The organism is Microcystis sp. M109S1 (genome assembly GCF_020247025.1).
Taxonomy (GTDB): Bacteria; Cyanobacteriota; Cyanobacteriia; order Cyanobacteriales; family Microcystaceae; genus Microcystis.
In genome coordinates this window covers 1-12,106 of record NZ_JADBRW010000052.1, presented here as the reverse complement: position 1 = coordinate 12,106, position 12,106 = coordinate 1, and the positions used below count along the sequence as shown (strand labels likewise).

Sequence of the window (12,106 nt, the reverse complement as noted above, 5' to 3'; positions counted from 1 at the left end):
TTTTGTCAGAAATTGAGTCAAATAACCGGGAAAACCTATCGCCTACCCACAGAAGCGGAATGGGAATATGCTTGTCGTGCCGGGACAACCACTCGCTATTATTTTGGTGATAATGATAATCAGTTAGGAGATTACGCTTGGTATGACGAAAATTCTAATGACACAACTCATCCCGTAGGACAGAAAAAGCCCAATGGTTGGGGACTGTATGACATGAGTGGCAATGTTTGGGAGTGGTGCGAAGACAATTGGCACGGGAACTATATTGGAGCGCCGGATGATGGCTCGGCGTGGCTTGATAATGATAATGATTATCCAATAGTGCGGGGCGGTTCTTGGTACTACTATCCGAATAACTGCCGTTCCGCTTTCCGCGGCAACAAACTCCGCCGCGTCCTCATCAACGACGACGGTTTTCGGGTGGTGTGCGGTGCCCGGAGGACTCTGTAACCCTTATTCTCTTTTTCCCCTTTTTCCTCTTTTTTACTTTTTTCTTTTTTTTTTCTTTCCCGCCGCTAGGCGGGTCGATTTTTTTTTGAGAAAATTGAGGTAGTAATCTGTAGTTTGAGTTAAGGTTCGTAGTTGCGCTAAAGCGCCAACTTGGAATACAATATTTAAGGCTCTGCCTTAAAGCGATATTCAGGTAGAACCTGAAGGGAGCATTCCCAGGTAGAACCTGGGAACGGGATAACGAGATAACAAGCAAACCAATAGTGAATCTCCCGTATTTTATTTTAAAATTGATAGAATAAACTATAAAAAGATAATGACAATGGTAAACCTAGAAACAATTCAAAAAGATATTGCGTCCCTTCCCCTCGACGCACAACAGACTATTATTGAACTTGTAGATATTCTAAAAAAACGATATTCTCCCAACCAACAGGAAATTAAAGAGCAGGGAACACAAGATTGGTCTGACTTTATCGGTTGTATAGAAGCTGAACCAGACCTTTCGCAAAACTATAAAACCTATTTAACAAGTGAACTTAATCAAAAATATGATCATTGTTGATACTGGTTTCTGGCTGGCCCTTGCCAATAAAAACGACTCACTTCACCCATTAGCAAAAAAACAATTTCAAAAATTAATCAATCAACAATTTATTACAACCTGGTGCGTTGTCACTGAAACTTGCTACTTACTACAAAAACGAGTAGGAATAAATGTTCCAAAAACCTTTATTCATAAAATATCCACAGGAGAACTACAGGTATTCAACCTCAAAACTAAACACTGCCAACGCCTTGAAGAACTGATGCAAAAATATAGAGATTTGCCAATGGATTTAGCCGACGCATCCTTAGTTATTTTGGCAGAAGAATTAGATTCAGGTAAAATTCTTTCCGTTGATTATCGAGATTTCAATACCTATCGTTGGAAAAATACGGAGCCATTTCAAAATCTTTTTCAAGAACAAATGTAATTTAGTGTCATCATGAATATTCAACTAAAACCCAATCAAGTGCGATTGCCGATCTCGTAGGGTGCGTTAATGTTAATGTAACGCACCGCAACTAACCTATTTTAGCTCACACCCCTCACACCCCACACCCTGCCACCACCGAAAAACTTTTTCAGCAGCTCCTAATTATGATTGAGAAAAAGGGAGAATAATATAGCGAATGACTGTTCCTAGTAAAGCTGTTCCCAAGATGCCGATTAACGTCCAAATCTGGGCTTTCTGAGAGCCTTTTAATTCTTTTGTATCTGCTTTTACTCCTTCAATATCTTTTTCTAAACTATCGACTTTTTCCTCTAATCTCGCCTGTACTATTTTAATATCCATAACATCTTTTTGCAGATTATCTAACTTCTGATTAATTGAACCTAAAATTTCTTTGAGGTCCTGTTCTATAGTAACTGACATCTGATGATTCTCCTAATAATGATAGTTATCAGTATTATTGTCTATCTTGTCTCAAGTGTTTGCCAAACATTGCGCCTCATTTTACTCTGCTGCCTTCTCTAATTGTTGCCCTACCGCTACCATTATCTCAACTAATCTCCGAGCCGATAATTCCTGATTTTCCTGTAAAATTCTGGTTTCATCGCCTTAATCTAGCTGACTTAACCCTAACAAGAATTTAAGCCAATCCTTTCTCAGCCAACCATTGAGGATTATATAAACGAGATTGATAACGGGACCCACCATCACAAAGAACAGTAACGATGGTGTGGCCTGGCCCCATTTGTTTAGCCAAAGCCACGGCAGCACCGACATTAATACCCACAGAACCCCCCATAAATAAACCATCTTTTTGTAATAGTTGATAAACAACTTTGATGGCAGTGGGATCATCAATTTGAATGGCATCATCTATAGGTGCGCCTTCCATATTAGCCGTAATACGACTATTACCAATCCCTTCAGTAATTGAACTACCTTCCAGGGTAATTGTCCCGGTTTTCACATAACTATATAAACCGCTACCCATCGGATCCGCCACCAGGCAACGCACCTGCGGATTTTGGTCTTTTAAAAACATCGCCACCCCCGCGTAGGTTCCCCCAGTTCCCGTGGCAGCCACCCAAGCATCAATTTTACCGTCGGTTTGTTCCCAGATTTCCCGGCCGGTGGTTTCGTAGTGAGCGCGACGATTAGCCAGATTATCGAATTGATTGGCCCAGATAGCATTTTCCATCTCACTGGCCAATCTCCCCGATAATTTAACGTAATTATTGGCATCTCGGTAGGGAACGGCGGGAACAGTACGCACTTCCGCGCCAAGGGTTCTTAAGAGGTCGATTTTCTCTTGGGATTGGGTATCGGGAATGATAATCAGGCATTTATAACCTTTAGCATTGCAGATATGGGCCAAACCGATGCCAGTATTGCCGGCGGTTCCTTCGACAACGGTTCCCCCCGGTTGGAGAGTACCGGCTTTTTCCGCTTCTTGGATAATATATAAAGCGGCGCGATCCTTGACCGAACCACCGGGGTTAAGAAATTCGGCCTTACCGAGAATCTCGCAGCCAGTTTCCTCGCTAAAACTATTGAGACGAATTAGGGGAGTATTACCCACCGCATCGACGAAACCATGTTTAATATCCATAATCTGTTATTTTTCGTGCTTTTCCTAGGCTGAGACGATTTTTTGTACTAAGGGATGACGCACCACATCGGCCCGCGATAGGTAAAAAAAGCGATCCCTTCTACTGATTTTAGGATTTTTTGAGCGGCAATTAACCCCGATTCTTGTGATTGCGGTAAATCGGTTTGGGTGACATCTCCAGTTACTACCATGCGCGAACCGAATCCCAAGCGCGTTAAGATCATCAATGCGATCGCAATTTCCCAACTGGAGAATTAAATCGTTGGCCAAATTCTACCACTTTAGCAGAATTGTTATCTTAGCTGGAAATATTGATTAAATTGGAAGTTTTTTAGCTGTTATTAGTTACTTAACCTAATATGGTGGTGGCATTCTGTAAGGAGTCCCGCAGTGACTAACAATTCCCTCGATCCTTTGACTATTGGCAATACGATTAATACTGCCTTCCGTCTTTATCGTGATCGCTTCCAAACTTATGTATTCTTTGCTGTCCGCGCCGGCTTGTGGTCGCTTCTCCCCTTAATTTTGCAATTAATTCTCAGTCAATTACTTTATCAAACAATTACCCCCGAACAAGGCAGCGATATCGGTTTACGTTTATTTCTTTTCCCGATACAAATTTTCTCGGCCGCTAAGTCTCTTTTCAATAATGCGGTTATCTCGCGATTAGCTTTTCAAGACATCATTTATCAGCCGGAAACTTCTGGACAAGCAGAAAAAAAAGTTAAGCCGAAAATGTGGCGCTTGTGGTGGATGCAAGTTTTGATCGGTTTGTTGGGAGCGGCAATAATTTTGGCGATATCGCTGTCTCTGGTGCTAGTAAGTTTTATCCCCATCCTTGGTGTATTGCTTATTTTACTGGCTTTTTTCTGTCTTCCTTTTTTCTTCCTTTGGTTATCTGCTCGCATTTACATTGCCGAATTGCCCTTAGTAATTGAAGATAATTTAGGCAGTTGGCAAGCAATCAAGAGAGCTTGGCATTTAACTAAAAACTCGGCTTGGAGAATTGTGGGGCTGATGCTGATATTTATTGCCAGTTTATTAATTATTTCAGTTTATCTTCTGTCAGGGGCTTTGGCTTCAATTCTCTTTTTCTTTTCGGTCAAAATTCTCTTTTTCTTTTGGTTCAATTCTTCGGAGGACTGGCAAACGCTCGCGGAAAATCCTCTTTTTTTCCAACAAATGGCGATGTTTTCCTATGGTATGATTACTATTTTCTTACTTCTGAATATTTTATTAGTTCCCTTTTGGCAATCTCTCAAAAGTGTGATCTATAATCATCTTTTAGGCCCGGAAAAAAATGATGGAGGAGAATACTAATAACTGAGCGGCTGTTGATGTATCTAAATTACTTGTTAAGACTGTCTATGAGCAGGGAGCAGGGACTGGGGTAGTGGGGAGAGGGGAGAAAAAAGCTGACTCCTGAATTCTGTCTCCTCAATAATGACTTCTAACCCAATGGTAGATGTGGGACTATCTCAATAATCTGTTATTTTTCGTGCTGTTCGTAGGCTGAGACGATTTTTTGTACTAAGGGATGACGCACCACATCGGCCCGCGATAGGTAACAAAAAGCGATCCCTTCTACTGATTTTAGGATTTTTTGAGCGGCAATTAACCCCGATTCTTGTGGTTGCGGTAAATCGGTCTGGGTGACATCTCCAGTTACTACCATGCGCGAACCGAATCCCAAGCGAGTTAAGACCATTTTTAACTGTGCTGGGGTGGTATTTTGGGCCTCATCAACGATAACAAAAGCATTAGCTAGGGTTCGTCCCCGCATATAAGCTAAGGGAGCGATTTCGATTTTACCCCGTTCCATCAGGTCGGGAATTTTGGCCGCTTCGATAAATTCGTATAAAGCATCGTAGAGGGGACGCAGAAAAGGATCGACTTTTTGCTGTAAATCCCCCGGGAGAAAGCCTAATTTTTCCCCTGCTTCCACGGCTGGCCGGGTGAGGATAATCCGTTCTACTTTATCTTCTAATAAAGCTTGTACGGCTAAAACGGCGGCTAAAAAGGTTTTACCCGTGCCGGCAGGTCCAATACAAAAGGTGATATCGTGACTTTGAATCGCTTGGATATATTGACGCTGACGGAAGGTTTTCGCCCGAATTAGCTCCCCGCGACGGGTACGAGCGAGAATATCCTGCTGTAGTTCTTTATACTCGCTAGAACGCCCCGTATCGAGGGCATGGATAGCGGTCATAATATCGGCTTCGGCGATTAACTTGGCCTCTTGCCATAAAATACTTAAGGAGCGTACAATCGCTGTGGCACGCTCCACGGGGGTCGGTTGCCCCGCAATCCGCAATTCCATCCCTCTGAGGACTAAATTCGCCCCAGTTTGCCTGGCTATCAATTTGAGGTTAGCTTCTTGATGACCAGCTAAAGCGATCGCACTTTCTGAACTGGGGAATTGAATCGTTTGCCAAGTTTCCGTCATGCTCGGGGCTAAATTATCCTTTGGCTAGTTCTACCACTTTAGCAAAAGCGACGGGATCGAGGACAGCTAATTGGGCCAACATTTTCCGATTCAGGAGGATATTAGCTTTCTTTAATTGTCCGGTCAGTTGGCTGTAACTGATGCCCTGTTGACGAGCAGCCGCGTTAATGCGGGTAATCCAAAGACGACGAAAATCGCGTTTCCGTTTGCGACGGTCTCTATAGGCATTCCGCAAGGCCTTCATTACCTGTTGGTTAGCGGTACGGAATAAGCGCGAGTGAGAACCGCGAAAACCTTTGGCTAATTTGAGAACTTTTTTGCGTCGCTTGCGGGCGACATTCCCCCGTTTTACTCTAGACATGATAATCCTTTAGACAATTTTTCTGGAAAATTTACAAATAGGGCAACATTAAGCGCACTTCCTTCTCGTCGCGCTCGTGTACCAGGGTAATCTGGGACAAACGACGGCGCTTGCGTTCGGCACTTTTATGATCGAGTAGGTGATTTTTGAAGGCTTTGCGACGTTTGATTTTTTTGCCGCTTCCCGTGGCCTCGAATCGTTTGGCCGCCGCCTTTCGCGTTTTTAGCTTGGGCATAAACTCCGTTTTATTAAATCGACACAATCACTAATACTATCATAAATAGAGGACTTTAGGCAAGGAGTGGCCAAAAGATTCCCCGGCTCGTCCTTACTTTGGCCGGGTCTGTGCTTGGGAATTAAATCAATCGGGAATTTTCCCCTTCCTCTCGATCGAATGGCTAAGATGTGGATGAAGTCTCGTGTTAACACGCATCTGGAGAAGTCATGGCTAAAACCCTACTAGAACAATTACGCCAATTTACAGTGGTTGTTGCCGATACCGGCGATATCCAAGCGATCGAAGCTTTTACCCCCCAAGATACCACCACTAACCCCTCCCTGATTACGGCCGCGGCCCAAATGCCCCAATATCAGCCGATTGTCGATCAAACCCTGCAAGCGGCCAGAGAAGAATTAGGAGAGCAGGCCACCCCGGAAGATGTGGCCAAATTAGCTTTCGATCGCCTAGCGATCGGTTTTGGCCTACAAATCCTGCAAATCGTCCCCGGCCGCGTCTCCACCGAAGTGGATGCTCGTCTTTCCTACGATACCCAAGCTACCATCGACAAGGCCCGTTATCTCATTTCCCAGTATGAACAAGCGGGTATCTCTAGAGAAAGAGTCTTAATTAAAATTGCCTCGACTTGGGAAGGGATTAAAGCCGCAGAAGTCCTCGAAAAAGAGGGAATTCACTGTAATTTAACCCTATTATTCGGTTTTCATCAGGCGATCGCCTGTGCGGAGGCGGGAGTAACCTTAATTTCTCCCTTTGTCGGTCGGATTCTCGATTGGTATAAAAAAGAAACTGGTAAAGACTACGTTGGCGCTGAAGATCCCGGAGTCCAATCCGTCACCCAGATCTATAACTACTATAAAAAGTTTGGTTATAAAACCGAAGTTATGGGGGCAAGTTTCCGCAATATCAGTGAAATTCGCGAGTTAGCCGGTTGTGATCTTTTAACCATTTCCCCGAAACTGCTCGAACAATTGCAAGAGACAGAAGCCGATTTACCCCGTAAGCTCGATCCAGACCAGGCCGCAACCCTTGATATTGTCAAAATTGCCATGGATAAAGCGAATTTTGAGAAAATGCACGCCGAAGATGCTATGGCTTCCGAAAAACTAGCGGAAGGTATTCAAGGTTTTACCAAAGCTTTAGAATTATTGGAACAATTGCTGATTCAACGTTTAACCCAGTTGGAAGGTCAGTCAACCCTAGAACACGCCGCCGAAGATATTTTTCGAGTTTATGATCATGATGGGGATGGTTTCATCACCCGGGAAGAATGGGCGGGAACCGATGCGGTATTCGATGCGATCGATATTAACCATGATGGTAAAATTTCTCCCGATGAGATCGCTGTCGGTTTGGGTGCGGCTTTTCGTTTAGTGGAAGCCTAGAATTGGTTGTGAGTTGAATCACTGATTGCTCTGATTTTAATCGGTAACTAATGGTGAGTTGCTCACATAGCCTAGAAGTGTTTTCCCACTGCTGAAAATTTACTACCCTGTCCGGCTAGAGATAATTTAGCTGGATTTTTCTTATGGAAGGCTGGGGAGAGGGGTAGTGATACTAAATCTGGTTATTAAAAACTGATTATGTAGGGTTTGCTGAATAATGGTAAAACCCTTTTAAAATAAGGCTTTTGACCTGTTAAAATCCGATGTTCATGCTGCGAAAATCGGATTGGGACCATCAAAAACCTGGCATTATCCTTATTATAGTACATAAGTTGGTACAAAAAAGAGAGGGCAACAAAGCCTGAAACTCCCGACGACCGGCTACTGACGACCGGCTACTGACTCCTAACCCCACCAACAAACTTTTTGCTGCAAACCCTATGTATTCCCCCTTTTGCTTATTGCCTATTGCCTGAGTGCCTATCCTTATATGTTACCTATACTCAACGGATTTAGTATGAGATGTGGTTCTTGATATTTTCTCAAAAAATCAAGCTATAGCGTTTCCTGTTCGCACTAGGTACATTATCGATGTTGAAAAGCTTAATTAGCAAAGGTTTAAGTGTGCCACACAGGTGTGAGAACCGCTATATATATTTGGTTGGCTATTGATACAAGTAAGTAGGGAGGCACAATTATTTGTAGGATGGGTTAGCGGTAGCGTAACCCTTGCGGGTGTTGGGTTTCATGCTTCAACCCAACCTACGTTCTACGTTCATCTTATATTTAATTCCACCCACCTACTTACCAGAAAAGTTATTGGTTTTTATCTAAAAAATAGAAGCCATAAATCGGGTAAAAAATTATGGAAAAGTTTACCATTCTTTGCTCGACAATATGCTATTGCTTATCCGGAACTACTTCTGAATCACCAGGGATTTTTCTAAAATTACTATTTCTATTTTAGGTGGTCTAAGTGTGTTTTAGCCTAACTGCCTAATCAAACAACAATCTTAAGCTTTATCTCCTCAGTCCTCAACAGTGATACAATTGCCGTCATAGCTAGGGGTGTCTGAGGCAATCAGGCTGAGAAAGACCCTTAGAACCTGAGACTGGGTAATTCCAGCGTAGGGAAGCTGTTTACAGAGGAAATAAAATTATGAGACAAGAATGGGTTGCCCCCCGGCGCGGACAAGCAAATGTATCGCAAATGCACTACGCCCGTCAGGGGATAATTACCGAAGAGATGGCTTATGTGGCAAAACGGGAAAATCTCTCTCCCGAATTGATTCGCAGCGAAATCGCCCGAGGAAGACTGATTATTCCCGCTAATATCAATCACCTCAATCTCGAACCTATGGCGATCGGTATTGCTTCTAAGTGTAAAGTTAATGCTAATATCGGGGCTTCCCCTAACTCCTCGAATATTAACGAAGAACTGGAAAAATTACACCTAGCGGTCAAATACGGCGCGGATACGGTGATGGATCTTTCCACCGGTGGCGGTAATTTGGACGAAATTCGCACCGCGATTATCAATGCTTCTCCTGTCCCCATCGGTACTGTACCCATCTATCAAGCGGTGGAAAGCGTTCACGGCAATATTGAAAAACTCACCCCCGAAGATTTCCTCCATATTATCGAAAAACACGCCGGGCAAGGGGTAGATTACATGACGATTCATGCGGGAATCCTCATCGAACACCTGCCTTTAGTCAAAACTCGTCTGACCGGGATTGTCTCCCGGGGTGGTGGGATTATTGCTAAGTGGATGCTACACCACCACAAGCAAAATCCTCTCTACACCCATTTCGACGAAATTATCGAGATTTTCAAGCGTTATGACGTTTCTTTTAGTCTCGGTGACTCCCTGCGTCCCGGTTGTACCCACGATGCTTCCGATGCAGCCCAATTAGCGGAATTGAAAACCCTCGGCCAACTGACGCGCCGCGCTTGGGAACACGATGTACAGGTGATGGTGGAAGGACCTGGCCATGTTCCCATGGATCAAATTGAATTTAATGTGAAAAAACAAATGGAGGAGTGTAGCGAAGCACCTTTCTATGTTCTTGGTCCCCTTGTCACCGATATTGCTCCAGGGTACGATCATATCACTTCGGCGATCGGGGCGGCTCTGGCGGGTTGGTACGGGACGGCGATGTTATGTTATGTCACCCCGAAAGAACATCTCGGTTTACCCAACGCTGAAGATGTGCGAAATGGCTTAATTGCCTACAAAATAGCGGCTCATGCGGCAGATATCGCCCGTCATCGTCCCGGAGCGCGGGATCGTGACGATGAACTATCCATTGCTCGTTATAATTTCGATTGGAATCGTCAATTTCAGTTATCCTTGGATCCCGATCGCGCTAAGGAATACCACGATGAGACTTTACCCGCAGATATCTATAAGACTGCGGAGTTTTGTTCGATGTGTGGACCGAAATTCTGTCCTATGCAAACTAAGGTCGATGCCGATGCGATTACGGAATTAGAGAAGTTTCTCGCTAGTCAGAATCAAGAAAATCTAACCCCAGTTTAAAGGGGAGTTAGTAAGAGGGCTGACTTGATTTCAGCCCTCTTACTAGCATAGAAGTCAAAATTCTGGGAATAGCCGCCGATTTTTTGACTAATTGACCCGTTTTTCTAGATATTGACCGATCATCAATTCTTGACCGGCGCGAGAGATAATCGTTTGTCGAGTACGATATTGTTGACCGATGAGTTTAATTTCTTCTTCAAAGACAGAACCGGCGTATTCTGTTCTCAGACAGAGAGTAGAGGGGTTAGGAAAGGTATAAATAGCGCTAACGGGTTTATCCGTCGCAAATCCCCGATCGCGATAGAGAATATTATCTAAAATACCGAATATAGTCGAACCGTTGGAGGGTTTTTTACTCTGGGGACGGAGATAATTACTTTGCCAAGTGACTTCCGTACCACCTAATAAAGTTGTATCTTCCAGATTATGTAAACGGGCAAGTTGAATTAATGGTTCGCTGCCTTGGGGTAAATATTTAATCTCGATGGCGCTGATAACTTCTTGGGGTTCCGTTTCTTGGGTGAGGGTGTAATAACGTCTCTGGGATTGCCAGCGTCCTTCTGTCTGCTTAAAAAAGGCTAAAGCCGAGGTTTCCAGCGATAATTGGGCGGTTTGAATTAATGTCATAGAAATAAAACCTTTCCTGTTTTTTGGGAGAGCAGATTTGTTATCCTTTGTCAAGAGTTTGCCAGAGAATTGTTACACATCTTAATACAATTATAAGCTGTTAAGTATTTAAATTGCCAGTTGAGATGAGGCAAGAGGCAAGAGGCAAGAGGCAGGAGATAGGGTGGTCACTGCGTGCGCGTTGCGGGGGGTTTTGGGGTTTTAGGGTTTTAGGGTTTTAGGGTTTTAGTTGAAATTCCCCCACTTCCCCAACCCCCTTTTTACCTGTTACTTTTCACCCGATCTGCCCAGTCTTGGTATTGTTAAAAATATAGAACCTCCGAACAAGGTCTCAACTCCGTGCAGTTAAAACAAGTAATCATCGCCCACAAGGCCAACCATCCCCAAAGTAAAGCATGGGCGGAAAAATGCGCTAAACAGTTAGAAGCCCGTCAGTGTAAAGTTTTAATGGGACCCAGTGGCTTTAAAGATAATCCCTATCCGGTATTTTTAGCCTCAGCATCGGAAAAAATCGACCTCGCCATCGTTTTGGGCGGAGATGGAACCATTTTAGCCGCCGCTCGCTATTTAGCTCAGGAAGACATTCCAATTTTAGCGGTGAATGTCGGCGGCCATCTGGGATTTTTAACGGAACCTTTTGAGATTTTCCAGGATACGGAGACGGTCTGGGATCGTTTACAATCCGACCACTACGCGGTACAACAACGGATGATGTTAAAGGCCAGAATCTATGAAGGGGATAAAAGAAGCCCCCAGGCAGTGAGCGAGGCATTTTATGCCCTGAATGAGATGTGTGTGAAACCCGCTAGTATCGATAGGATGCCCACCTCGATCCTCGAAATCGAAGTGGACGGGGAAGTAGTAGATCAGTACCAAGGAGACGGCCTATTAGTGGCTACTCCCACGGGGTCCACCTGTTACACCGCTTCCGCTAATGGCCCGATTATACACCCCGGCATGGAAGCGATCGCTGTCACCCCGATTTGTCCCTTGAGTCTTTCCAGTCGGCCGATTGTCATTCCCCCGGCATCTCTGGTCAGTATTTGGCCTCTGGGAGACTACGAATTAAACACTAAACTCTGGATGGATGGTGCTTTAGCCACTTCCATTTGGCCTGGGCAATGGGTGGGAGTTACCAAAGCTGAAAAATTTGCCCAATTTATTATCCTGCGGGAAAGCTATTCTTTTTATCAGACTCTACAGGAAAAATTGCAATGGGCCGGGGCGAGAATTCATTATGATGGCAATCGTCATAATTAGGGTTTGCGGCAAAAAGTTTTTCGTGGGGACAGGGTGTGGGGTGTGGGGTGTAGGGTTTTACCCATTTTCAGGGGGTCAATTACCTAATTTTCAGGGAAAAAGTGCCTAAATTTCCCCCCCGAACACTCCAATGGCTGGCACTTTTTGATTTCAAAAAAGCCTAAAAATATTATCCAACAAGGTTTTTAGATTT

General features: G+C 44.1%; 13 protein-coding genes, 1 pseudogene and 1 riboswitch. Of the genes and pseudogenes, 7 read left to right on the top strand and 7 right to left on the bottom strand.

Features of this window, described 5'->3' with window-relative positions:
• The 3 genes from IM322_RS02320 to IM322_RS02310 form a co-directional block, all read left to right on the top strand.
• On the top strand, nt 1–450 hold a 450-nt coding region (locus IM322_RS02320), incomplete at its 5' end, for a formylglycine-generating enzyme family protein (protein WP_287673130.1).
• A gap of 316 nt (nt 451–766) precedes the next feature.
• A complete protein-coding gene (locus IM322_RS02315; protein ID WP_287673129.1) occupies nt 767–1,015 on the top strand; it encodes a hypothetical protein in 249 nt (82 codons plus the stop codon).
• Nucleotides 1,002–1,427 (top strand): type II toxin-antitoxin system VapC family toxin, encoded by a 426-nt coding sequence (locus tag IM322_RS02310; RefSeq protein ID WP_287673128.1) that lies wholly within the window; start codon nt 1,002–1,004, stop codon nt 1,425–1,427. The genes IM322_RS02315 and IM322_RS02310 overlap by 14 nt, the downstream gene beginning before the upstream one ends.
• A 165-nt stretch (nt 1,428–1,592) precedes the next feature.
• Here IM322_RS02310 and IM322_RS02305 read toward each other — a convergent pair whose 3' ends face one another.
• The 3 genes and pseudogenes from IM322_RS02305 to IM322_RS02295 form a co-directional block, all read right to left on the bottom strand.
• Complete coding sequence (locus IM322_RS02305) at nt 1,593–1,871, bottom strand: hemolysin XhlA family protein (protein ID WP_286825088.1); 279 nt, start codon at nt 1,869–1,871, stop codon at nt 1,593–1,595.
• Nucleotides 1,872–2,088: 217 nt separating this feature from the next.
• Nucleotides 2,089–3,057, bottom strand: a complete 969-nt coding sequence (locus IM322_RS02300) for a cysteine synthase A (RefSeq protein ID WP_004162818.1) — start codon at nt 3,055–3,057, stop codon at nt 2,089–2,091.
• 24 nt (nt 3,058–3,081) lie between these two features.
• Nucleotides 3,082–3,281, bottom strand: a pseudogene (locus IM322_RS02295) (PhoH family protein); the annotation flags it as partial.
• 166 nt (nt 3,282–3,447) lie between these two features.
• On the opposite strand from IM322_RS02295, the gene IM322_RS02290 reads away from it, so the two are divergent.
• The gene (locus IM322_RS02290; protein WP_287673126.1) at nt 3,448–4,377 is read left to right on the top strand and encodes a hypothetical protein; all 930 of its coding nucleotides are present in this window, start codon (nt 3,448–3,450) and stop codon (nt 4,375–4,377) included.
• 169 nt (nt 4,378–4,546) lie between these two features.
• On the opposite strand, the gene IM322_RS02285 is transcribed toward IM322_RS02290, so the two are convergent.
• From IM322_RS02285 to rpmI, 3 genes are read right to left on the bottom strand one after another with little or no spacing between them, the layout of a single operon-like run.
• A complete protein-coding gene (locus tag IM322_RS02285) occupies nt 4,547–5,503 on the bottom strand; it encodes a PhoH family protein (protein ID WP_002786759.1) in 957 nt (318 codons plus the stop codon).
• 13 nt (nt 5,504–5,516) lie between these two features.
• A complete protein-coding gene (gene rplT / locus IM322_RS02280) occupies nt 5,517–5,864 on the bottom strand; it encodes a 50S ribosomal protein L20 (RefSeq protein WP_002791991.1) in 348 nt (115 codons plus the stop codon).
• Between the two features lie 31 nt (nt 5,865–5,895).
• Nucleotides 5,896–6,099, bottom strand: a complete 204-nt coding sequence (gene rpmI / locus IM322_RS02275) for a 50S ribosomal protein L35 (protein ID WP_002781071.1) — start codon at nt 6,097–6,099, stop codon at nt 5,896–5,898.
• 209 nt (nt 6,100–6,308) lie between these two features.
• On the opposite strand from rpmI, the gene IM322_RS02270 reads away from it, so the two are divergent.
• Both IM322_RS02270 and thiC read left to right on the top strand, forming a co-directional pair.
• Entirely contained in the window at nt 6,309–7,484 is a 1,176-nt protein-coding gene (locus IM322_RS02270; protein WP_287673124.1) for a transaldolase, read from the top strand.
• A 1,054-nt stretch (nt 7,485–8,538) separates the two neighbouring features.
• A riboswitch (TPP riboswitch) is annotated at nt 8,539–8,635 on the top strand.
• 8 nt (nt 8,636–8,643) lie between these two features.
• On the top strand, nt 8,644–10,026 hold the full coding sequence (thiC, locus tag IM322_RS02265; RefSeq protein ID WP_286825098.1) for a phosphomethylpyrimidine synthase: 1,383 nt from the start codon (nt 8,644–8,646) through the stop codon (nt 10,024–10,026).
• An 87-nt stretch (nt 10,027–10,113) separates the two neighbouring features.
• Here thiC and IM322_RS02260 read toward each other — a convergent pair whose 3' ends face one another.
• Nucleotides 10,114–10,653: a phycobiliprotein lyase gene (locus IM322_RS02260; RefSeq protein WP_046660836.1), complete on the bottom strand. Its 540-nt coding sequence runs from the start codon at nt 10,651–10,653 to the stop codon at nt 10,114–10,116.
• Nucleotides 10,654–10,992: 339 nt separating this feature from the next.
• Here IM322_RS02260 and IM322_RS02255 point away from each other — a divergent pair, with 339 nt between their 5' ends.
• Nucleotides 10,993–11,913 carry an NAD(+) kinase gene (locus tag IM322_RS02255; RefSeq protein ID WP_287676427.1) on the top strand — a complete coding sequence of 307 codons (921 nt, stop codon included), beginning with the start codon at nt 10,993–10,995 and terminating at the stop codon, nt 11,911–11,913.
• Nucleotides 11,914–12,106 lie beyond the last annotated feature (193 nt).